Source organism: [Rhizobium] kunmingense (assembly GCF_977018605.1).
Genome location: NZ_CDRNXG010000001.1, coordinates 2,795,390 through 2,817,320, shown reverse-complemented (window position 1 = coordinate 2,817,320; position 21,931 = coordinate 2,795,390). Strand labels below are relative to the sequence as shown.

Here is a 21,931-nt window from a genome sequence, read left to right as displayed (position 1 = left end):
CCACCGGGCGGAACGATCCGGATTTCTCCCGGACCACCCCATGCCTTGCGTGTGGAATGTCGCTGCCCATACAGGGCAAGAAACCAAAAAGCAAGGGCCGCAGGACAGTTTCCGCCCGAAGCATGAGGGGGCAGCCGAAGGAAGCCTCAGGTGCCGAGCTTCTGGCGCACCTGGTCGACATGCCCGCGGACATAGACCGAGTGCGGCTGACCACTGCCGCCCGACGCCGCAAAAGCCACGATCGTGACGCCTTCCTCGAACGGCATGACGTAGAGGATCTGCGCCGGATTGATGTAGATCTCCTGATTGTGGGTGGTCTTGAAACCGATCAATGCCATGAATCACTCCTTATGCGGCCGGCATAGAGACATGGTTCATCGACAGTGTCGAGAACTGACACAAGCACCCGCGGCACAACCGCCAAGACTGGTAAAAGCGCCGTTTCCTTATCGCACCGCCGCCGGGCAAGGGTCCTGCACGGGTTTCAGGACCTCGAGGTTGACGAGGCTTCCCGACAGCGAGAAATCACCGTAATCCATGGTCAGGTCGCGGGTAATGCCGTTTTCATAGAGCTTGAACGACATGTTGTAGACGGGCGTCGGATCACCCGCAGCGCCGTCGTTGAAATAAGCCACCGTCACCGGCCAGTAGGATGCCTTGGCGAATTCGCCGGCCTTGTCGGCATCGACGTCGCCCTTCTGCGGCCGCTCCGCCTTGCCGACCACGGTCGAGGTCATAAGCGACTGATCGCCGTCCTCCGAACCGTCGAATACCCGAGTCTCGAAAATCCGCTTGCCCTCCTTGGCATTGCGAATGATGTCGATCGTGTGGCCGGTGGGGAAATCGCTGGCAGGCAGTTCGACTTCGCGCGTCCCCTGACCGCGAATCTCCACCTTCAACCCGTCATCCGCCTGGCTCGCATCGCCGCTCACATCCTTGTCCAGCTGTTCGTCGGTGAACGACTTGGTCTCGAAATGGAACTGCCTGGCAGAGAGGTCCTCGAACGTCTTGGTCTGCTGGTCGCTGACGCGGGTCTCCTCGCCCGTACTGATCTTCGTCACCAGCCGGAAGGACGTGGTGAAGCCTGTGCATGCGGAGCCGTTGAATTCGTAGACCATGCGACCGAACATGCCCTCGATGCCGGAACGCTCCGAGGCATCCTTGAGCTTCAGGTCATAGACAGCACGATGGGGAACGAGCAGCCGCGCGGCACTTTCCGCATTGAAGGGAGCAGCGAAAGCTGATGACGTGCCGAGGGTGCCGACAAGAAATATCCCGAGGCTCGTGCGCAGCATTCATATTCTCCTGTTGGACTCAAGATTGGCTGTTATAAGAACGCCATCAGTCAAGGTTATGGCCTTGATGCAGGATTTTTGAATGTTTGACAACAAAACCGGAGACTGAAATGTCCAGCGCCATCGACAGCCGCCTTGCCGAACTTGGGATTACGCTTCCGGAGGCCGCCGCACCGGCCGCCAATTACGTATCCTACGTCATCAGCGGCAACATGCTCTACATCTCCGGCCAGTTGCCGACCGAGAATGGCAAGCTCGCGATCACCGGTCTCGTTGGCAAGGATGTCGATGTCGCGACCGCAAGCCGCGCTGCCGAACTCTGCGCCATCAACATTCTCTCGCAGGCCAAGGCTGCCCTCGGCGGTGACCTCGGCAAGATCAAGCGCGTCGTCAAGCTGTCGAGCTTCGTCGCCTCGGCCCCCGGCTTTACCGATCAGCATATCGTCACCAACGGCGCGTCGAACCTCGTCGCCAACGTGCTTGGCGAAGCCGGCAAGCACGCCCGCGCCGCCGTCGGCATGGCCGCCCTGCCGATGAATGCAGCCGTCGAAATCGAAGCCGTCATCGAGATCGCAGCATGACATCCGCATCATGGATCAAGGACGTAGCGATCGCCCATCGCGGCTATCACGACATGAACGACAAGGTCTGGGAGAACACGCTCTCGGCCTTCACGCGCGCCGTGGAATCAGGCTTTGCCATCGAATGCGATCTGCAGCTCTCGGCCGACAGCATCCCCATGGTCTTTCATGACGACAAGCTGGACCGCGTCTGCGGCATCCCGGGCGACGTTCGCGAACGCACCGCCGCCGAACTCGGCATGCTCGCCGTCGGCGGCACGTCGGACCGCATCCCGACCTTGAAGCAGATGCTCGCTCTCGTCGCTGGCCGCGTGCCTCTGGTCATCGAGATCAAGGGGCGAACGGCGGCGGAAGACGACGGTTTCGTCGAAGACGTTCTGGAAGTGCTGGAAGGCTATCAGGGCAAGGTCGCGCTGATGAGCTTCGACCACCACATCCTGCGTGACCTGAAGCGGGTCGAAGCGCCCTACCCGCTCGGCCTTACAGCCATGGGCGACAAGCCGGAAGAATTCTTCCAGCACGACGAGGCCATGCAGCTCGGGCTGGATTTCGTCTCCTACCACTGGCCGGACCTGCCGAACTCCTTCATCACCGCCCAGAGACAGTCTGGAAAAACGGTGATCACCTGGACGGTCAGGGATGAAAATGCGCTCGTTCATAGCTATCTTCACGGCGATCAGATCACCTTTGAAGGCTTCAACCCCAAAGAGGTTACAGCCCGCTAGAAAGTCGTAATAATCAGGAATGACCTCAAACCTGACCATCCGCATCGAAAAGTCCTTTGCCGCGATCAGTCTTGAAAGCTGGTCGCGGCTTGCAGGCACCTCGAAGTCCTCATCGGACGTACCCTACAATCCGTTTCTCTCGCATGCCTACCTGTCGGCTCTGGAGGAATCGGGGTCGGCAACGGCCAAGTCCGGCTGGCTGGGCCACCACATCCTGCTGGAAAACGAGAAAGGCGACCTCATCGGCGCCATTCCCGGCTACCTGAAAAGCCACAGTCAGGGCGAATACGTTTTCGACCACGGCTGGGCCGATGCCTTCGAGCGCGCCGGCGGCCGCTATTATCCGAAACTACAATGCGCCATCCCGTTTACACCGGCCACCGGCCCGCGGCTTCTGGTCTCGGCCGGCTATGACCGTGACGTCACGCAGGCAACGCTTGCGGCAGGTCTCCAGGAAGTGACACGTCAGCTCGGCATATCCTCGGCACATGTCACCTTCGCGCCGGAGACCGAGATCGAGGCCTTCGACGACAGCGGCTACCTGCACCGTACCGACCAGCAATTCCACTTCATCAATGACGGCTATGCCGATCACGATGCCTTCCTCGAAACGCTCGCCTCGAGAAAGCGCAAGGCGCTTAAGAAGGAACGGCGCTCAGCACTCGAAAACGGTATCTCGATCGACTGGCTGACCGGCAGCGACCTCAACGAGGAGATCTGGGACCAGTTCTTCGCCTTTTACATGGATACCGGCGGCCGCAAATGGGGCCGGCCTTACCTGACGCGAACATTCTATTCGCTGATCGGCGAGCGCATGCCGGACGATATCCTGCTGGTCATGGCCAAGCGTGATGGCCGCTATGTCGCAGGCGCCATCAACTTCATCGGAGGGGATGCGCTCTACGGCCGCCATTGGGGATGCATCGAGGATCACCCCTTCCTGCATTTCGAGGTCTGCTACCATCAGGCAATCGATTTCGCCCTGAAGAACGGCTTGAAACGCGTGGAAGCCGGCGCGCAAGGAGAGCACAAACTCGCCCGCGGCTACCTTCCCGTCACCACCCACTCGATGCACTACATCGCCCATCCGGGTCTTCGAAACGCCATCGCCGATTACCTCGAACGAGAGCGCGACGACGTCGAGCACATGAACGAATACCTCACCGAGCACAGCCCCTTCCGCAAGGGCGAGCGGCAGCAGGACGATTGAAGGAGAAGAACACCCATGAGCTATGACGACACCAACATCTTCGCAAAAATCCTGCGTGGCGAATTCCCCTGCCACAAGGTCTATGAGGATGCCGATACGCTGGCCTTCATGGATGTGATGCCGCAATCCGCCGGTCACCTCCTGGTGATCCCCAAGGCACCGTCGCGCAATATCCTCGATGCGGACCCGGCCGTTCTGTCGAAACTGATCCCGATCGTGCAGACACTCGCCAATGCCGCCAGGGAAGCGTTTGAGGCGGACGGCATCACCGTCACCCAGTTCAACGAACCGGCGGCCGGCCAGACCGTCTATCACCTGCACTTCCACATTATTCCGCGCTACGAGGGTGCCGGCCTGAAGCCGCATACGGGCGCCATGGAAGATCATGCCGTTTTGGCGGCGAATGCGAAAAAGGTGATCACGGCGCTCGGCGCCTGATCAGGGCGCGACGAGATAAAGACCGACCACGAGAATGGCGATCGGCGCGATGACGCCGACCGCCACCTTCTTTCCGGTAAGAAGAAACAACCCGAAGCCGAGCCCGGCCGCGGCAAGCCGCAGCCAGAGCGGCGAATCGGCCAGCGTACCGGTCGGAAAGACGATCAGCTTTGCCGTGACCGCCATCACCAGCGCGGTCGCAACCGCCCTCACCCAGTTCAGCGCTTCCGATTCCTCGTTCAGCCGGTTGCCGGCGAGAACCCCTAGCCAGCGCCAGAAATCGGTTGCGATGAAGCCGGCAACGACGATCAGCACATAGGTCCAGTATTCCTCGATCATCGCGCCGCCTCCCGCTGGCCGGCGGCCCGTCTACGGCGGTAGCGGTCGATCAGATAGGCTATCGTGCCACCGCCGATACCGGCGATCAGCACGTCGAATTGCGGCACGACGAGCGCAAGCAGCGGACCGGCGACAATACCGATGATGAAGGCGAGCTTGACGACGAATTGCCGCGCACTCGCCCAGATCGACGAGATGAAATAGACCGGCGTCAGCATGAACAGCGCACCGGCGACGACCGGCGGAAACTGCGAGACGATACCGTAGCTGATGCCGACGATCGCTGAATTGGCGCAGGTCAGCGTGATCGCAAATCCGGCGAAGAAGGCGACGCGATGCTCGCGCGGCACATCGCCGAGACGCATCGTGGCGAACACCCAGGAGGTGATGGCGATGAAATGCGACAGGAACAGCAGTTTCCACACCGGCGTCTTCGGCGTGCGCATGTCCGGCACGATCGACGCCACCATCGGCATCATGCGGATAGCGGAAAGCGTCACGGCCAGGAAGGACGCCGCTATATTGGCACCGCCGAGCATGGAGCCGACAAGGATCATCTGAGACGGCAAGGCCCAGACGCCGAGCGTCATGATCACCGCCTCGGCGCGCGTCAGCCCAGCCTGCAGCGCAAAGGCGCTGAAACCGACATAGGACGTCATCAGGATGATGGCAGGAAGCGACAGGACGCCGCGCATGCCCGTCAGACACCAACTCAAACTGCCGCGCTCATCGCGCTCTGCGGACATCGGCATTCCATTCGCTGTTACCCGAACACATGCCTACAAACACAAAGATGCCGGGACAAGCCCGGCATCTTCATTTCAAACGATATGAGCCGATTACTTGGCTTTCGGCACCCGCGGCACGGTGCTGCCTTTGCGCGGCTTGGGCGCGTCTTCGGCAATCACGTCGCCGTCATCGGCAGCCTTGGCCTTGGCGGAGCTGCCACCCTTGGCGGACGGCTTTGCCCCGTCCTTCGCCTTCGGTGCGGACTTCTTGGCAGCCTTCGGCTTTGCGACCTTGGCCTTCGCCTCTTCCTTGGCCTCTTCGACCTCGGCCTCCGGCTTCGGCTTCACCGGCACGGCTTCCGGGATGGAATCGAGCACCAGCTTGTCCTTGCCGTTTTCGTCCTTGCCGACGGAAACGCGCACCACACCGCCCTTGCGCAGAGCCCCGAACAGGATCTCGTTGGCAAGCGGCTTCTTGATATGCTCCTGGATCACGCGAGACAGCGGACGTGCGCCCATCTTCTCGTCGTAACCCCGCTCGGCAAGCCATGCGATCGCATTTTCCTGCAGGTCGAACGTGATGTTGCGCTCGGACAGCTGGGTTTCCAGCTGCATGACGAACTTCTGGACGACCTGATGGATGACTTCCGTCGGCAACGGCGCGAACGGGATCGTCGCGTCGAGACGATTGCGGAATTCCGGCGTGAACAGGCGGTTGAGCGCCTCCTCGTCTTCGCCGGTACGCTTGGAGGAGCCGAAGCCGAAGGCGGCCTTGGCCATTTCCGAAGCGCCCGCATTGGTCGTCATGATCAGGATGACGTTGCGGAAGTCGATCTTCTTGCCGTTGTGGTCTGTCAGCGAACCATGGTCCATGACCTGCAAGAGGATATTGTAGATATCCGGATGCGCCTTCTCGATCTCGTCGAGCAGCAGAACGCTGTGCGGATGCTGATCGACCTGATCGGTCAGCAGACCGCCCTGATCGAAGCCGACATAGCCGGGAGGCGCACCGAGCAGTCGCGAGACCGTGTGGCGTTCCATATATTCCGACATGTCGAAGCGCAGCAGTTCGACACCCAGCGACGCGGCGAGCTGCTTGGCCACTTCCGTCTTGCCGACGCCTGTCGGACCGGAAAAGACGTAGGAGCCGATCGGCTTGTTCGGTTCGCGCAGGCCGGCACGTGCCAGCTTGATCGCCGTCGAAAGCGCCTCGATCGCCGCATCCTGACCGTAGACGACAGACCGCAGTTCCTTCTCCAGGTTGGCGAGAACGGCCTCGTCATCCTTGGAAACGGTCTTGGGCGGAATGCGCGCCATCGTCGCGATGGTGGCTTCGATCTCCTTCTCGGTGATCAGCTTGCGGCGCTTGGAGGCCGGCAGCAGCATTTGCGCCGCACCGGTCTCGTCGATCACGTCGATCGCCTTGTCCGGCAGCTTGCGGTCGGAGATGTAGCGGGCCGACAGTTCGACGGCCGACTTGATCGCCTCGTTGGTGTAGCGAAGCTTGTGGTAGTCCTCGAAATAGGGCTTCAGACCCTTCATGATCTCGATCGCGTCGACGATCGACGGCTCGTTGACGTCGATCTTCTGGAAGCGTCGGACCAGGGCCCGGTCCTTTTCGAAGAACTGGCGGTATTCCTTGTAGGTGGTCGAACCGATGCAGCGGATCTGTCCGGAGGACAAAGCCGGCTTCAACAGGTTGGACGCATCCATGGCGCCGCCCGACGTCGCACCCGCACCGATGACGGTGTGGATCTCGTCGATGAACAGCACCGCACCTGGAAAATCTTCCAGTTCCTTGACCACCTGCTTCAGGCGCTCCTCGAAGTCACCGCGATAGCGCGTGCCGGCGAGCAGCGTGCCCATGTCGAGCGAGAAGATCGTCGCATCCTGCAGCGCTTCCGGCACCTTGCCTTCGACGATGCGCTTGGCGAGACCTTCGGCGATCGCCGTCTTGCCGACGCCCGGATCACCCACGTAGAGCGGGTTGTTCTTGGATCTGCGGCACAGGACCTGGATCGTCCGATTGACCTCGGAATGGCGGCCGATCAGCGGATCGATCCGGCCATCCCTGGCCTTGTCGTTGAGGTTGACGCAATAGGCCTTCAGCGCGTCGGCCGGCTTCTTGGCCGAGCCGTCGTCCGGCTCGCCGCCACGCGAAGGCTTGGCCTCCGCATCCGGCTCTTCCGAACCGCGCGGCGTGCGTGCCTGGGAGGACCCCGGCCGTTTGCCGATACCGTGGCTTATATAGTTGACCGCGTCATAGCGCGTCATTTCCTGCTCCTGCAGGAAGAACGCGGCATGGCTTTCGCGCTCGGCAAAGATTGCGACGAGCACGTTGGCACCGGTCACCTCTTCGCGACCGGAAGATTGGACGTGAATAACGGCCCGCTGGATGACGCGCTGGAAGCCGGATGTCGGCTTGCTATCTTCGTCATAGCCGGTCACGAGGTTGGCAAGTTCGTTGTCGACATAGTCGGCAACCGTCTTGCGCAGGTTTTCAAGGTTGACGTTACAAGCGCCCATGACCGCCGCCGCATCCGCGTCGTCGATCAACGCGAGAAGCAGGTGTTCGAGCGTGGCATATTCGTGATGCCGCTCGTTGGCGAAGGTCAGTGCCTGGTGCAGCGCCTTTTCAAGACTAGGCGAAAATGTGGGCACGTCGGGTTCCTCACTTCTTTTCCATGACACACTGTAGCGGATGCTGATGCTGTCTGGCGAAATCCATCACCTGGCTCACCTTGGTCTCCGCTACCTCGTAGGTATAGATACCGCATTCACCGACGCCGTTCTTGTGCACTTGCAACATGATCCGCGTCGCCTCCTCCGAATCCTTCTGGAAGAACCGTTCCAGAATATGGATGACGAAATCCATGGGAGTGTAGTCGTCATTCAGAAGGAGTACGCGATACAGGTTCGGACGTTTCGTCTTCGGCTTCGTGCGCGTGATAACCGAGGTGCCGCGGCCGGTCTTATCCCCGTCATCACCTTTTTCGTTTTGCATCGAGATCGGCAGTGCGATCATCATTCTTCATCCCCAGGTGCCGGCGACCGCGTTAGAAGCTGCGATCCACCGAACTCCAGTCTTACTAACTTAATCTATTGGACACGGATTTTAAGCCCCCTTTGCGGCGGTGCAATCACTATTCCGCCAGAGCCCGGTCCAACCCGCAAGAATTAACACCCATCACCCGGTCAAATGCAAATCATGCGCGCCCACACCTGACGATTATCAGGTGCGACCATGCATCGAACGTGCATTGGAAAACGGTGTGAGGCCAAGCTCACAGAGGCGGCCTGACTGGCCGCTCCCTATTTATGGTGATGCGGTCCGTGCCTTACAAGGGTGGCGCAACCGCGTCCGTCGGCTCAGCCGCAACGGAGAATCAAAAACGGGCCCCGAAAGGCCCGCTCAAGCATCCGTTACGGCGCGATATCAGTCGAGATCGACGTCGAGGATCGCCATCGAGAAATTGTAGGAGCGCTCGCCATCCTCATCGTCGATATAAACGACACCGAGGAATTCTTCGCCGAGATAGACCTCGGCCGAATCGTTCTTGCGCGGACGTGCCTTGACCACGATCTGCGGGTTCAGAAGGCGCTTGAAATAAGCGTCGATCTTTTTGATTTCATCGGGTTTCACGGGAACTCTCCGTCTGCTTGTTCTTTAAAAGTCCGCCGCTTGTGGCATGGGCCTACGGCAAAAGTAAAGCCGGCAGACGCATTGCTGCCGGCTCATAAACTGGAATGAATTTTATCCCCGTCAATCCTCGGACATGAGGAGCTGATCCATCACGCGCGCAGGCTCCGAGCAGCCCGCCTCGCCCACCACCTTGGCCGGCACGCCGGCAACGGTGGTTTTGGACGGTACCGGCTTCAGCACGACCGAACCGGCCGCCACGCGCGAGCAGGAGCCGATCTCGATATTGCCGAGGATTTTGGCACCGGCGCCGATAAGCACGCCGTTACCGATCTTAGGATGCCGGTCGGCGCCTTCCTTGCCGGTTCCGCCCAGCGTCACGCCATGCAGGATCGACACGTTGTCGCCGATCACCGCCGTCTCGCCGACGACGAGACCCGTTGCGTGATCGAGGAAGATGCCCTTGCCGATCGTCGCCGCTGGATTGATGTCCGTCTGGAAGACGCTCGAAGAACGGCTCTGCAGATAGAGCGCGAAATCGCGCCGGCCGCGGCTGTAGAGCCAGTTCGCCAGCCGATGCGTCTGGATCGCGTGAAAGCCCTTGAAATAGAGCACCGGCTCGAGGAAGCGCAGGCATGCGGGGTCGCGATCATAGACCGCCTGGATATCGACGCGCAGGATGGAACCCCATTCCGGCCAGTCTTCCAGCATTTCCATAAAAGTCTGACGCAGGAGAACGGCCTGCAGATCGGGATGATCGAGACGTTCGCAGATCCGGTGCACGACACATTCTTCGAGCGACCGGTGGTTCAGCACCGTGGAATAGAGAAAGGCGGCCAGCAGCGGATCCTGCTCGATGGCAAGCCGCGCTTCTTCCTTCAGCGTATCCCAGATCGGATCGACCGTCGCGACGGCGTCCTTGGCTCGAATATCCATTCTAGGGGGCATGGCCCACTCCCTGTTCGCTCTCAGGTCTTGCGAGAGCATTATATAGAACAAGTTTACCCGATCACCAACGGCTGCAAAATCGCATTCCGTTGATCGTGACGTTGAGAGAACCTGTTAGCTTTTCGCCTGTTCCGCGTAGAATTCCAGAACCGCCGCCTTGAACACCTTGTCGCCCACCGCCAGCATGTGGTCACGGTTCGGGATATCGAGCGCCTTGGCATACGGCATGAGGTCGGCGAGCTCCTGCGGCGAACCGGCAATATCGTCCTTCGTACCGACGCCGATCAGCGTCGGCACCTCGATCCGGCCCATGTCGGCGCGGGCGACGAGATCACGCGAGCCACGAATACAGGCGGCGAGCGCCTCTCTGTCGCTTTTCGTCTGGTCGGCGAAATTGCGGAACATGCGGCCCCGCTCATGGGTGATTTCCTCGACGACCGGCGCAAGCAGCGCGTCGGCGATCGGATCCCAGTCGCCGACCCCGTCGGTCATGCCGATGCCGAGGCCACCGAGAACCAGCGAACGCACGCGGTCGGGATGGGCAAGCGCGGCAAATACGGAAATGCGCGCGCCCATCGAGTAGCCGAAGAAGTGCGCTTCGGGGACGCCCAGATGATCGAGTAGCGCCACCGCGTCTTCCGCCATCACCCACGGACGATAGGCTTCAGCATCCAGCGGCTTGTCGCTGCCGCCATGACCGCGATCGTCGATCGCGATCACCCGGTAGCCGGCATCGCCGAGTGTCTTAAGCCATCCCGGATGCACCCAGTTGACCAGCGCGCTCGACGCAAAACCGTGGATCAGCAAAACCGGCTCGCCGGACGGGTTGCCCTCGTCGAAATAGCGCAGGTTGATACCGTCATGGGTGAAGGACGAGAAGACAGGAGCATTCAGGTTCATCGGTATTCGATCCTTAATCGTGCGAAACGTCCTATAGAGGCCCCGACGTAAAAAATAAACGGCGGACGCCGGGCATTCGCCCATGACGAGAGAAACCGCGAGATTTCCCCTACACATTCGAGAGGCGCCGCTATAAGGTCCGCCGCACAAATCATCTGCAGGGAGATCATGATGGCTGGCCACAGCATTCCTCACTTCCAGAACGACGGCGGCTATCCGGTCATCCAGATCGGCGTGAAGGAATTCATGTGCACCGGCGCGTCCGTTCCCTTCGACCATCCGCATATTTTCATCGATCTGGGCGACGACAACGAGAAGGTCTGCTCCTACTGCTCGACGCTGTTCCGCTACAATCCGGGCCTCAAGGCCGAGCAGACCGATCCGCCGGGCTGCGTCTTCCACGTCAAGGCCGCGTGACATAACGCGCATACGATAAGCCTATGCATCTAGACAGGATAGCAATCGTCGGGGCCGGCATGGCCGGCCTGTCGGCAGCGCTGAGCTTTTCACGCTACGGAACCGCATGCGATATTTTCGAGGAGGCCGGCCAGCTCGTGGAAGTAGGCGCCGGCCTGCAAATGTCGCCCAACGCGTCGGCCATATTGCGCGACTTCGGCATACTGGAAGAACTGGAGCCTTTATGGACGGAACCGAGCGAAATCGCGCTCGTCTCCGGCGTCTCGCTCAAATGCATCGCTGAAGTACCATCCGGCGAATTCGCGCGTCGGCGCTGGGGAGCGCCCTATGGCGTGCTCCACCGGTCCACTTTGCAGATGGCGCTGCTCCGCGCCGTTGAACGCAACCCGCTCTGCACGGTCACACTCGGCACCGCCATTCGCGGCAATCCGGTGGAAGCGCTCAGGACGATCACCGGCAAAACCTACCCGCTGGTGATCGGCGCCGATGGCGTCTGGTCGAATGTCAGAACATCCGTGCCGGAAGCGCCTCAGCCCGATTTTTCCGGCAATATTGCCTGGCGCTTCACCATTCCGCAGGAAGGTGCGCCGACATGGCTGCGCCGCGACAGTGTGACGGCGTTGCTGGGCCCGTCCACCCATCTTGTCGCCTACTCCCTGAAGGAAAAAAGCGCATTCAATATCGTCGCCATCGCCTCCGGCATCAGTCCCGGCGAAACCTGGGACGCCCAGGCGAGCGACAGCCAGAAACAGATGCTGATCGACCAGTTCCGCCATTGGCACCCGGATGTCGCAGCACTTCTATCACAGGCGGGCCTGCCGACCTTCTGGCCTCTGCACCAGGTCACGCCCGGCAAATGGCACAATGGCCGTGATATCGTACTGATCGGAGATGCGGCCCATGCGATGATGCCGTTTTCGGCGCAAGGGGCCGCGATGGCCATCGAGGACGCCGAAATCCTCGCCCGGTCGGTCGAGGCCTCAAGCGACCTGCCCTCCGCACTAAGCCGATATGAAAGCCTTCGCATACCGAGGGCCAAGCGCGTCAAGGCACGCGGCGATTTCAACCGTTTCGCCTATCACGCCCGCGGACCTTTCCGCATAGGCCGCGATCTCGTCCTGTCACTGCGTCCGCCGCAATCGCTCGCGGCAGACCTTGACTGGCTCTACGGCTACAGGCCGGACTGATCAGACGGCGGAAGCCGCAGCAAAGCCGCGTTCCAGATCCTGTGTCAGGTCGACCACGTCCTCCAGCCCGATCTGCAGACGGATGACCGGGCCGTCCGCCGCCTGCTTGCAGATCGTCCGGTCGGACAGGTTGACGTGCAAGGCAAGGCTCTCGAACCCGCCCCAGGAATAGCCGAGGCCGAAATATGTCAACGCATCGAGGAACGCGTGGGCTTTGGCCTTCGCCTTCTGTGCATCGGCGCTCAGCACGAAGGAAAAGATGCCGCTCGCGCCCTTGAAGTCGCGCTTCCAGATCGCATGCCCCGGAAAGCTCGGCAGCGCCGGATGCAGCACCCGCGCCACGTCGTCGCGGCCCTCAAGCCACTGGGCGATCGCGAGCGCGCTCTTCTGGTGGTGATCGAGGCGCACGCCCATCGTCCGCAGGCCGCGCAGGATCTGGTAGGAATCGTCGGGCGCACCGCAAATTCCCATGGCGATGCGCGCTTCTTCAAGCTGCGGCCACCACTTCGCATTGGCCGACACGGAGCCCATGATGATATCCGAATGGCCAGACGGGTATTTCGTCGTCGCATGAATGGACACATCGACGCCGAAATCGAGCGGGCGGAAAAACAGCGGGGTCGCCCACGTATTGTCCATCGTCACCACGCAGCCGTGCCTGTGCGCCGCCTCCGCGATGGCGGGTATGTCCTGCATTTCGAACGTGTTGGAACCCGGCGCCTCGGTATGGACCAGCTTGGTATTCGGCCTGATCAGCGCCTCGATACCGGCGCCGATCTCGGGATCGTAATACTCGACCTCGACGCCGAGACGCCTCAGCATCGTGTTGCAGAAATGACGGCAAGGCGTGTAGACCGAATCGACGATCAGCGCATGGTCGCCGGCCGAGAGATAGGCGAGAAACGGGACCGAAATCGCCGCAAGCCCCGACGGGACGAGGATCGTTCCTGCCGAGCCTTCCAATTCATCTAACGCGGCACAGAGCGCATCCGTCGTCGGCGTCGCCCGCGTGCCGTAAGTGTAGCGCTGCGTGCGGTTTTCCATAGCAGCGGAGTTGGGAAACAGCACGGTCGAGGCGTGTACGACGGGCGGATTGACGAAGCCGTGATAGGCCGAAGGATCGTTGCCGATATGGGCGAGACGGGTGTTCACGCCGGCGGCATCGAGCAGAGAAGATTTCTTGGTCATATCGGGAAGTAACTTTCGTGGGCAGGAAGCCTCTTCTCGCGCCGTCGAGTTCTTCGGTCAAGCCCGCCAGCCACGCCGCAAGGTTGAGACAACATCATCCACATCCCGGATAGCTCGCATTTTGATCAGCGACCGATCAAACACTGCGCATTTGCTCAACCACTGAGCATAAAAATTAAATTTACCTCATTTTGGTCTCAATTCACGCAGCCGAGACTTGACCCTAAATGCTTTTACGAATGAGATAGCGCGACTTGCACCTGGAGGGGTGACAAGCAACCGGCCGTATTCAAAATACACGCTAGGGGAGCGGCTCGGTATCACCACGACACAAAACTACAAACAAAGGTTGGGAAAATGAAAAAGACGCTTCTGTCAGCCGCGATTGGCGCTGCGGTCCTGGGCTCCGCCTCGGTAGCATCGGCAGCCACGCTCGATGACGTCAAGGCGAAGGGCTTTGTTCAGTGCGGCGTTAACACCGGCCTTGCCGGCTTTGCGCAGCCTGATTCCGCCGGCAACTGGACCGGCCTCGACGTCGATTACTGCAAGGCCGTCGCCGCTGCCGTATTCGGCGACGCAACCAAGGTACGCTACACGCCGACGACGGCCCAGAGCCGCTTCACGGCGCTGCAGTCCGGCGAAATCGACCTTCTCGCCCGTAACACCACCTGGACCGTCAGCCGCGACACCGCGCTGGGCTTCAACTTCCGCTATGTCAACTACTATGACGGCCAGGGCTTCATGGTCCCGAGCTCGCTGAACGTGAAGTCGGCTCTCGAACTGTCTGGCGCCGCAGTCTGCGTCCAGTCCGGCACGACGACCGAACTCAACCTCGCCGACTACTTCCGCGCCAACAACCTGGAATACAAGCCGGTCGTTTTCGAAAAGCTGGAAGAAGTCAACGCCGCCTATCAGGCCGGCCGTTGCGACGTCTACACGACCGACCAGTCGGGCCTGTATTCGCTGCGTCTGTCGCTGTCCAACCCGGCTGACCACGTCATCCTGCCGGAAATCATCTCCAAGGAGCCGCTCGGCCCGGCCGTTCGCCAGGGCGACGACCAGTGGTTCGACGTTGTAACCTGGGCAGGCTACGCCATGGTTCAGGCCGAAGAATTCGGCATCACCCAGGCTAACGTCGACGAGATGAAGAACTCGACCAACCCCGACATCAAGCGCTTCCTCGGCGCCGAAGCCGATACCAAGATCGGTACCGACCTCGGCCTGACCAACGACTGGGCCTACAACATCGTCAAGGGTGTTGGTAACTACGGCGAAGTCTTCGAGCGCAACATCGGCTTGAACACGCCGCTCAAGATCGAGCGCGGCCTCAACGCCCTGTGGACCAAGGGCGGCCTGCAGTACGCACCGCCGGTTCGCTGATCCCGGCGATCAAGAGAACGGTAAGGCGGCGCAAGCCGCCTTACTTTTCATAACGATAAGAAAAGTACGATAGCCACGACCAATAAGGCCAAAGGCCAAGGCTGCGGGGAAAGGCAAGCATGACTGATCACGCCATACGTGTGTCACCTCCAAAGGGAGAGGCCAAGACATCCCTTCTATATGATCCGAAGGTGCGCAGCATCTTCTTCCAGATTTTGACGGCCGTCATTGTCGTCGGCGGCATCTGGATGATCAGCAACAACGTCGCAACCAATCTCGCCAGGGCCAATATCGCTTCCGGTTACGGCTTCCTGTCCGGCCGCTCCGGCTTCGACATCGGCTTCTCGATGATTGGTTACAACAGTGACAGCACCTATGGCCGGGCGATTGTCGTCGGCCTTCTCAACACGCTTCTCGTTGCCGTCGCCGGTATCATCACCGCGACCATCATCGGCTTCATCATCGGTATCGGACGCCTGTCGAAGAACTGGCTGATCGCCAAGCTCTGCACCGTCTATGTCGAAGTATTCCGCAACATTCCGCCGCTGCTCGTCATCTTCTTCTGGTATTCGGGCGTTCTGTCGTCCCTGCCCCAGGTGCGTGAATCGTTGCAGATGCCGTTCAGCATGTTCCTGAACAATCGCGGGCTGTTCTTCCCCAAGCCCGTCTGGGGCGATGGCGCATCGCTGATCCTGATCGGCCTGCTGATCGGCATCGTCGCAACCGTCGTGGTTGCCAAATGGGCGAAGGCGCGCCAGATGCGCACCGGCCAGCAGTTCCACACGGTCTGGACGGGCATCGCGCTCATCATCGGCCTGCCGGTCCTGGGCTTTCTGGTCGCCGGTGCACCGCTGACCTTCGACTTCCCGGTTGCCGGACGCTTCAACCTGACAGGCGGCTCGGTCATCGCACCTGAGTTCGTCGCGCTCTATCTGGCCCTGTCCTTCTACACTGCAGCCTTCATCGCGGAAATCATCCGCGCCGGTATCCGCGCCGTGTCCAAGGGGCAGTCGGAAGCCTCCTTTGCTCTTGGCCTTCAGCCGTCCGCCACGACCCGCCTGGTCGTCGTACCGCAGGCCATGCGCATCATCATCCCGCCGCTGACGAGCCAGTATCTCAACTTGACGAAGAACTCTTCGCTCGGCGTTGCGATCGGTTTCCCTGAACTGGTTTCGACTGGCGGCACGACCATGAACCAGACCGGCCAGGCCGTCGAAGTGATCTCGATCTGGCTGATCGTATACCTGACCATCAGCATCGCCACCTCGCTGTTCATGAACTGGTTCAACGCCAAAGTGGCGCTGGTGGAGAGATAAGCCCATGTCCGAAAAGAAAATCTCCTTCGTGCGCGGCGAAATGCTGGCGCCGGAACCGGCCCCCATCGCAGTCGGCAGCTTCGCCGGCTGGATCAGAACCAACCTTCTGGCAACGCCGAAGGATGTGGTCCTGACGCTGATTGCCATCGCCATTCTCGTGGCGATCATTCCAGGTGCCGTGAACTGGCTGTTCATCCAGGCCGCATGGTTCGGCCCGGATCGGTCCGTCTGCGCGACGATCGCCCAGGGCGGCATTCAGCCCGACGGCTGGAAAGGCGCCTGCTGGGCCTTCATCGAGGACCGCTTCGTGCAGTTCCTCTTCGGCCGCTATCCGCTCGACGAACGCTGGCGTCCGATTCTCGTGACGATCATGTTCGTGGCGCTTCTCGTGCCGCTGCTGATCCCGAAGGCACCACGCAAGGGCCTCAATGCCCTTCTGCTCTTCGTCATCTTCCCGATCGTCGCCTTCTTCCTGCTTCACGGCGGCGTCGCCGGCCTTCCGGTCGTAGAAACCCCGCTCTGGGGCGGCCTGATGGTCACCCTGATCCTGTCCTTCGTCGGGATCGCGGTGTCCTTCCCGCTCGGCACGCTTCTGGCGCTCGGTCGCCGCTCGCAGATGCCGGTGATCAAGACGCTCTGTGTGACCTTCATCGAGGTCGTGCGTGGTGTGCCGCTGATCACCGTCCTGTTCATGGCAAACGTCATGTTGCCGCTCTTCCTGCCGACCGGCTGGACGTTCGACAACTTCCTGCGGGCGCTCATCGCCGTCGCCTTGTTTGCCTCAGCCTATATGGCCGAGGTCATCCGCGGCGGTCTGCAGGCGATCCCGAAGGGTCAGGCGGAAGGTGCGGATTCGCTGGGCCTCAGCTATTGGCAGAAGATGCGCCTGATCATCCTGCCGCAGGCGATCAAGCTGGTCATTCCCGGCATCGTCAACACCTTCATCGGCCTGTTCAAGGATACCTCGCTCGTGTCGATCATCGGCATGTTCGACCTCCTGAACATCATCCGTCTCAACTTTACCGACACGACCTGGATTTCGCCCGTGACCCCGATCACCGGCCTGGTCTTCGCAGGTTTTGTCTACTGGGTGTTTTGCTTCGGCATGTCGCGATACTCCGCCTTCATGGAGCGGCATCTCGACACGGCCCACAAGCGCTAACACCGACACCGAATAAGATAAGGGGATTAAAATGGCTGAAGCCCAACCCAAAATGACCGTCTCCGCCACCGACACCGCCGTCGAAATCATCGGCATGAACAAGTGGTACGGCGATTTCCATGTTCTGCGCGACATCAACCTCAAGGTGATGAAGGGCGAACGCATCGTCATCGCCGGCCCGTCCGGCTCCGGCAAGTCGACGATGATCCGCTGCATCAACCGCCTGGAAGAACACCAGTCGGGCAACATCATCGTCGACAATATCGAGCTCACCAACGATCTGAAGAAGATCGATGAAGTGCGCCGCGAAGTCGGCATGGTGTTCCAGCACTTCAACCTCTTCCCGCACCTGACTATCCTGGAAAACTGCACGCTGGCCCCGATCTGGGTCCGCAAGATGCCGAAGAAGGATGCCGAAGAGATCGCGATGCACTACCTGAAGCGCGTCAAGATCCCCGAGCAGGCCCACAAGTATCCCGGCCAGCTATCCGGCGGCCAGCAGCAGCGCGTGGCGATCGCCCGCTCGCTGTGCATGAAGCCGAAGATCATGCTGTTCGACGAGCCGACTTCGGCTCTCGACCCGGAAATGGTCAAGGAAGTGCTCGACACGATGGTGAGCCTTGCCGAGGAAGGCATGACCATGATGTGCGTCACCCACGAAATGGGCTTTGCCCGCCAGGTCGCCAACCGCGTCATCTTCATGGACCAGGGCCAGATCGTCGAACAGAATTCTCCCGCGGAATTCTTCGACAATCCGCAGCACGAACGCACCCGCAACTTCCTCAGCCAGATCCTGCACTAGCAGGCGGCCAGGACTGGAACGACGAAGGGCGCCTCTCGGGGCGCCCTTTTCGTTTACGGCATGCGGCCCAGCGCCGAGGTTCACCACTTGTAGGAATAACGCGCATTGACGCTGGACACGGTGGTCTGGTCGGTAAAGCTGCGGTTCACATTGCCGCTCACAGTGATGTTGGGGCCGAACTGCTGCTCGACACCAAAACTCGCCCCGATCGTCTCGAAGCTGGCGGTGCTGTTTGCTCCGGCGACGAAGGCGGTGCCCGTATCCGGCCGCTTGACCTTGATCGACTGGGTCACATCGAGCCCCACCCAATCGCCTTGGGTGCCGTCGTAGCGGAGAACATAATCCGCCTGACGCTCGACATTGATCGAAGGCGTAGCGATCTGCTTTTCATAGGACTTCATGCTGATCGATGCGGTATCGGCCGTCTGGTCCATGCTGACGCCGATATGCCGGCGCATCTCGTAGGCCGGCCGGTTGGCCTCGGCGGCCTTGATCCGGCTCCAGAAGCGCAACGGCGTTTCGACGATCTTGCCGCGCTTGTTGGCATCGACACCGACATTGAAACCAGCCTCGGGCTCCAGCCGGGTCGGCAGTTTCATACCCAGCCTGACGGAATAGCTCGTGTCGGAATTTTTCGTCGGCTGCCAGATCAGTGGGCGCTCCTGCGCCTGCGCGACACCCGCCGCGGTGATCATGAAAAATGCGGCACCGGCGGCGATCGCCGCACGCGAATGTCTGCTCATATGTATCCCCACTCGAAGGCTCAACGACATAGCAAAGGTCCGGGCCGCCCCGTGCAGCCTGCAAAAACCGATCTCGATGTATTGAAGGCGCCACTCGTGGAGCTCCTGCTCCATGCGCCAAATCTACCTTCCCCTGCGCGATGCAACGGAACCGATACGACAAAACATATCCGAAAACGCTCAGATAGGGAATCCGAAAAGCCGTTTCGCAGATGCGAACAAGCACGGGTAAAATCTGGTTGCGGCGCACACGAAGGAACAAAATTGCGCGATTGACGTTGAGCGTGGCAATTCAAGGGGACCGGGTGATGAAACATAGAGCGCTGCCAGCCGTCTTAGCCATAGCCACTCTCTTGCCGTTCGGCGCAGCCTCGGCCGCATCGATCACCTATGGAAGCATTGCGATCACCGAGGGCACGGATGTCGACCTGCGTTTTGTCGCCGCGCAACAGGCTTGCGAGATCGAAGCCGCCCAGCCGTTGAGAGGACATCCGCGCAGCGACAACTTCCTCAACCGCGCCGCGATCCGCGCATGCCTGTACCGCAACGGCTTCGCAGCCGATGGCAGCTACGCCTACCCCGTACCGCTATTCGGCAGCCCGAGCAGACATTTCTGATGTGATACTTCAGATGACGAATTAGGTGGCGACCCCTGCAGGACTCGAACCTGCGACCTACTGCTTAGAAGCTAGGTGTTTATTCAATGGTTTTGATTAGATGGTTGCGAACTGCTTCCAAAACGCTCTATCGCATTTCAAAGGCTTACGGTTCGACTGCAAACCGGGACGCCGGTTGCTTGACTGTTATTCCGATATAGTACCGGCCTATCGTCGGTTGCGCAAGCGCCCTATCGACGTCCGATAACTCATATATGCTAAATCACATGTTGCGCTCACCCGCCGCATATCTATAACGCACGTTGGGCTTCACAACCCTGACCTCGAATAGGCTTCGCGCAAGCGAGCCAGCTGAACGTATGCGCTGCTTAGCGGCAGGCGCATTGCCTGGGCTTCATGGCCGGCGGGCGGTGCGCGTATGTCCAGGGCTTCGGCCTAAAGGCGTATCGGCACGTCTTCGAGGCGTGTTGTGAACCCCCGGCTCCGGTGCTGCGTACCGGGATCATTGGCAAGGCTTCACTACAATGCTGATGGCAGTCGCATACCAAGATCCGCCAACTCGAAGACGGCGCATCTATCAGGCATATTGGAAATTCCGAATCGGCGCCGCTGTCCGCTGCGGCGATCTGCAAGCCATCGTACTGGCTAGGTCGCGCTCCGCCATGGGGCGAGAGACATACGACCTGTGGATAACGGGGCGAGCCTATGGCCGGCCTTATCGGGTGGTTTCGGCGGAGGGGCTGACGTAAACTAGAAAAGCCCGCCAGCGGTGAGGCTGACGGGCTTTTGTTTCAGGTAAATCGTCCGACCGTTTCTACCACCTCGGCATCAGACATCGCGCCGAGATCCTTTTCAGCGCATGTCACGTGTCGATGTGCGAACCTCGCTAGCTTGCGTCCGCCCTCCCCGGCGTCGCAGATTGCGTGGATCCGCCTGCCTGTGGCCGTCAGCCAAGATCTAAGCGGCCTCGGATCGTTGGATAGCGTAGCGATGGCGGACAGTCCGAGATTATGCAGCCGGACGCAATCAAATATGCCCTCGACGAGGTAGAGAGGACGGCTCCAGCTCCAACTCTCTAGACCAAACACGGCGTTTCGGCCCGGCGACTTGTATGTGAAGTAGCGGCCCTCGCGCGGGTGATTCTTCTTCACTTTGTCCGCCGCAGGGCGGTACTGCTGATAACCTGCGACGGCTCCACTCAGATCGAAAAGAAGGAAGGTTGCGACGCCATCCTCATCATTAATCGTCACGCTGTACTTGCTCACGTCAGCATGCCGCTCAGCAAGATGGTCCGCAATAATCATTCGCATTGAGCGGCCGCCTGTGCCCATAAGGCCGGATCGCCGTCGTTCAGAACTTCCAGGAGACGCTGCTTCTCTTTGCGGTAGACCTTCCAAAAATTCGGATCGAGAGCGGCAATGGTCTTGGTGTTGTCAATCAGGTCGGCGAGCTTGATGGTCTTGGCATCAGCCGGAGCAAGTGCGATGTGCTGCCGGTCAAGGGCTTTGCGGTCCTCTCGATTGCCGTGGTAGGGCGTCGAGATATCGCTGAGGTAGGCCACCAGGGTCGCGACCTTGCCACCGAATCGCTCTTTGATTTCCGCCAGTGTCACACCGCAGTCCTCAACTACGTCGTGAAGGTAGGCCGCCGCGATCATTTCAGGCGTGTGCTCGACCGTGGCGACAATTGCCGCCACAGCCATGGGATGGTTGATGTAGGGCTCGCCTGTGTATTTTCGCACCTGGCCTTCGTGGGCCTTCGTGGCAAACCGGAGAGCGTGTTTTTCAAGATCAGTCATGCAGACTTCTTCAATCTCTCAATCGCGTCTCCAGCCGAAGCGCAGTCTGGCCGGTCGTCGATCAGCGTGCCCGCCGCCTGCGCGTCAAGCAAGATGCCCATGCATGCCCTGACGTGAGCCAGATGCGAAGCTCCGCTCTCAGCGTCCCGGTCCTCACCAGAGAACCACTGCAGCAGGTGCCTGATGGCCGCGCTGTAGTAGGTGGTGGCATCAACAGGCTCATCTTGCCAGTTGAAAGGCCCGTACTTGGCCGCACCGAGAGCCATGACTGCACTTTCCTCAACGATGGCCACCGGCGGGATGAATTGAGCAGACGGCTTGCGGACACCGAATGCACGCTTCGGGTTGCTGGACGGCAGAGTGCCCGGTGCGGCCATGGCGCGATCGAAGAAGCTATTATCGTTGGCCGGCACCTTGCCAATTGCCGCACCGAGCCCGCGAAGTTCGAACGGCACCTCGGCAATGCAGCCATCGTCTTGTGATTCTATGGTCATGTGTTCCTGTCTCCTCTTCTCGT

The 21,931-nt window shown here is 60.3% G+C and carries 25 protein-coding genes; 11 read left to right on the top strand and 14 right to left on the bottom strand.

The window, feature by feature from the left end:
* Window positions 1-146 precede the first annotated feature (146 nt).
* Entirely contained in the window at window positions 147-338 is a 192-nt protein-coding gene (locus tag AC0JZ4_RS13595) for a hypothetical protein (RefSeq protein WP_471886897.1), read from the bottom strand.
* A 108-nt stretch (window positions 339-446) separates the two neighbouring features.
* Entirely contained in the window at window positions 447-1,295 is an 849-nt protein-coding gene (locus AC0JZ4_RS13590) for a cell envelope integrity EipB family protein (RefSeq protein ID WP_471886896.1), read from the bottom strand.
* A gap of 110 nt (window positions 1,296-1,405) precedes the next feature.
* Between AC0JZ4_RS13590 and AC0JZ4_RS13585 the strand changes: the two genes are divergently transcribed.
* The 4 genes from AC0JZ4_RS13585 to AC0JZ4_RS13570 are packed head-to-tail and all read left to right on the top strand — an operon-like array spanning window position 1,406 to window position 4,249.
* Window positions 1,406-1,876 (top strand): RidA family protein, encoded by a 471-nt coding sequence (locus AC0JZ4_RS13585; RefSeq protein WP_471886895.1) that lies wholly within the window; start codon window positions 1,406-1,408, stop codon window positions 1,874-1,876.
* Window positions 1,873-2,601: a glycerophosphodiester phosphodiesterase gene (locus AC0JZ4_RS13580; protein ID WP_471886894.1), complete on the top strand. Its 729-nt coding sequence runs from the start codon at window positions 1,873-1,875 to the stop codon at window positions 2,599-2,601. Before AC0JZ4_RS13585 ends, AC0JZ4_RS13580 begins: the two co-directional genes overlap by 4 nt.
* A gap of 19 nt (window positions 2,602-2,620) precedes the next feature.
* Window positions 2,621-3,811: a GNAT family N-acetyltransferase gene (locus AC0JZ4_RS13575; protein WP_471886893.1), complete on the top strand. Its 1,191-nt coding sequence runs from the start codon at window positions 2,621-2,623 to the stop codon at window positions 3,809-3,811.
* 15 nt (window positions 3,812-3,826) lie between these two features.
* On the top strand, window positions 3,827-4,249 hold the full coding sequence (locus AC0JZ4_RS13570) for an HIT family protein (RefSeq protein WP_471886892.1): 423 nt from the start codon (window positions 3,827-3,829) through the stop codon (window positions 4,247-4,249).
* On the opposite strand, the gene AC0JZ4_RS13565 is transcribed toward AC0JZ4_RS13570, so the two are convergent.
* The 7 genes from AC0JZ4_RS13565 to AC0JZ4_RS13535 all read right to left on the bottom strand — a co-directional run bounded on the left by AC0JZ4_RS13565 (window position 4,250) and on the right by AC0JZ4_RS13535 (window position 10,804).
* Entirely contained in the window at window positions 4,250-4,588 is a 339-nt protein-coding gene (locus AC0JZ4_RS13565; RefSeq protein WP_471886891.1) for an AzlD domain-containing protein, read from the bottom strand. It abuts the gene before it with no gap.
* On the bottom strand, window positions 4,585-5,334 hold the full coding sequence (locus tag AC0JZ4_RS13560; protein WP_471886890.1) for an AzlC family ABC transporter permease: 750 nt from the start codon (window positions 5,332-5,334) through the stop codon (window positions 4,585-4,587). Before AC0JZ4_RS13560 ends, AC0JZ4_RS13565 begins: the two co-directional genes overlap by 4 nt.
* A 93-nt stretch (window positions 5,335-5,427) precedes the next feature.
* Complete coding sequence (gene clpA / locus AC0JZ4_RS13555) at window positions 5,428-7,977, bottom strand: ATP-dependent Clp protease ATP-binding subunit ClpA (protein ID WP_471886889.1); 2,550 nt, start codon at window positions 7,975-7,977, stop codon at window positions 5,428-5,430.
* 10 nt (window positions 7,978-7,987) lie between these two features.
* Complete coding sequence (gene clpS, locus AC0JZ4_RS13550) at window positions 7,988-8,341, bottom strand: ATP-dependent Clp protease adapter ClpS (protein ID WP_471887886.1); 354 nt, start codon at window positions 8,339-8,341, stop codon at window positions 7,988-7,990.
* A 411-nt stretch (window positions 8,342-8,752) separates the two neighbouring features.
* Window positions 8,753-8,959, bottom strand: coding sequence for a DUF3126 family protein (locus AC0JZ4_RS13545; RefSeq protein WP_471886888.1), 207 nt, complete (start codon window positions 8,957-8,959; stop codon window positions 8,753-8,755).
* Window positions 8,960-9,079: 120 nt separating this feature from the next.
* The gene (gene cysE / locus AC0JZ4_RS13540) at window positions 9,080-9,904 is read right to left on the bottom strand and encodes a serine O-acetyltransferase (protein ID WP_471886887.1); all 825 of its coding nucleotides are present in this window, start codon (window positions 9,902-9,904) and stop codon (window positions 9,080-9,082) included.
* A 114-nt stretch (window positions 9,905-10,018) separates the two neighbouring features.
* Window positions 10,019-10,804, bottom strand: a complete 786-nt coding sequence (locus AC0JZ4_RS13535) for an alpha/beta fold hydrolase (protein ID WP_471886886.1) — start codon at window positions 10,802-10,804, stop codon at window positions 10,019-10,021.
* A 171-nt stretch (window positions 10,805-10,975) separates the two neighbouring features.
* Here AC0JZ4_RS13535 and AC0JZ4_RS13530 point away from each other — a divergent pair, with 171 nt between their 5' ends.
* Complete coding sequence (locus AC0JZ4_RS13530) at window positions 10,976-11,221, top strand: zinc-finger domain-containing protein (protein WP_025603238.1); 246 nt, start codon at window positions 10,976-10,978, stop codon at window positions 11,219-11,221.
* 23 nt (window positions 11,222-11,244) lie between these two features.
* On the top strand, window positions 11,245-12,408 hold the full coding sequence (locus AC0JZ4_RS13525; protein WP_471886885.1) for an FAD-dependent monooxygenase: 1,164 nt from the start codon (window positions 11,245-11,247) through the stop codon (window positions 12,406-12,408).
* Here AC0JZ4_RS13525 and AC0JZ4_RS13520 read toward each other — a convergent pair whose 3' ends face one another.
* Window positions 12,409-13,596 (bottom strand): cystathionine beta-lyase, encoded by a 1,188-nt coding sequence (locus tag AC0JZ4_RS13520; RefSeq protein ID WP_471886884.1) that lies wholly within the window; start codon window positions 13,594-13,596, stop codon window positions 12,409-12,411.
* Between the two features lie 357 nt (window positions 13,597-13,953).
* Between AC0JZ4_RS13520 and AC0JZ4_RS13515 the strand changes: the two genes are divergently transcribed.
* The 4 genes from AC0JZ4_RS13515 to AC0JZ4_RS13500 all read left to right on the top strand — a co-directional run bounded on the left by AC0JZ4_RS13515 (window position 13,954) and on the right by AC0JZ4_RS13500 (window position 18,256).
* Window positions 13,954-14,976 (top strand): amino acid ABC transporter substrate-binding protein, encoded by a 1,023-nt coding sequence (locus AC0JZ4_RS13515; protein ID WP_471886883.1) that lies wholly within the window; start codon window positions 13,954-13,956, stop codon window positions 14,974-14,976.
* Between the two features lie 119 nt (window positions 14,977-15,095).
* Window positions 15,096-16,292: an amino acid ABC transporter permease gene (locus AC0JZ4_RS13510; protein WP_471886882.1), complete on the top strand. Its 1,197-nt coding sequence runs from the start codon at window positions 15,096-15,098 to the stop codon at window positions 16,290-16,292.
* Window positions 16,293-16,296: 4 nt separating this feature from the next.
* Window positions 16,297-17,454 carry an amino acid ABC transporter permease gene (locus tag AC0JZ4_RS13505; RefSeq protein WP_471886881.1) on the top strand — a complete coding sequence of 386 codons (1,158 nt, stop codon included), beginning with the start codon at window positions 16,297-16,299 and terminating at the stop codon, window positions 17,452-17,454.
* Window positions 17,455-17,485: 31 nt separating this feature from the next.
* Window positions 17,486-18,256 (top strand): amino acid ABC transporter ATP-binding protein, encoded by a 771-nt coding sequence (locus tag AC0JZ4_RS13500; RefSeq protein WP_471886880.1) that lies wholly within the window; start codon window positions 17,486-17,488, stop codon window positions 18,254-18,256.
* 80 nt (window positions 18,257-18,336) lie between these two features.
* Here the strand turns inward: AC0JZ4_RS13500 and AC0JZ4_RS13495 are convergent, their stop codons facing one another.
* Window positions 18,337-18,999 carry a hypothetical protein gene (locus AC0JZ4_RS13495; protein ID WP_471886879.1) on the bottom strand — a complete coding sequence of 221 codons (663 nt, stop codon included), beginning with the start codon at window positions 18,997-18,999 and terminating at the stop codon, window positions 18,337-18,339.
* Between the two features lie 308 nt (window positions 19,000-19,307).
* Here AC0JZ4_RS13495 and AC0JZ4_RS13490 point away from each other — a divergent pair, with 308 nt between their 5' ends.
* Window positions 19,308-19,616, top strand: a complete 309-nt coding sequence (locus AC0JZ4_RS13490; RefSeq protein WP_471886878.1) for a hypothetical protein — start codon at window positions 19,308-19,310, stop codon at window positions 19,614-19,616.
* Window positions 19,617-20,407: 791 nt separating this feature from the next.
* Here the strand turns inward: AC0JZ4_RS13490 and AC0JZ4_RS13485 are convergent.
* Genes AC0JZ4_RS13485 through AC0JZ4_RS13475 form a run of 3 tightly spaced genes read right to left on the bottom strand, consistent with a single transcriptional unit; the run spans window position 20,408 to window position 21,908 of the window.
* Window positions 20,408-20,926: a hypothetical protein gene (locus AC0JZ4_RS13485; protein WP_471886877.1), complete on the bottom strand. Its 519-nt coding sequence runs from the start codon at window positions 20,924-20,926 to the stop codon at window positions 20,408-20,410.
* Window positions 20,917-21,414 (bottom strand): HD domain-containing protein, encoded by a 498-nt coding sequence (locus AC0JZ4_RS13480; RefSeq protein WP_471886876.1) that lies wholly within the window; start codon window positions 21,412-21,414, stop codon window positions 20,917-20,919. Before AC0JZ4_RS13480 ends, AC0JZ4_RS13485 begins: the two co-directional genes overlap by 10 nt.
* Complete coding sequence (locus AC0JZ4_RS13475; protein ID WP_471886875.1) at window positions 21,411-21,908, bottom strand: dATP/dGTP diphosphohydrolase domain-containing protein; 498 nt, start codon at window positions 21,906-21,908, stop codon at window positions 21,411-21,413. Before AC0JZ4_RS13475 ends, AC0JZ4_RS13480 begins: the two co-directional genes overlap by 4 nt.
* Between the last annotated feature and the right edge of the window lie 23 nt (window positions 21,909-21,931).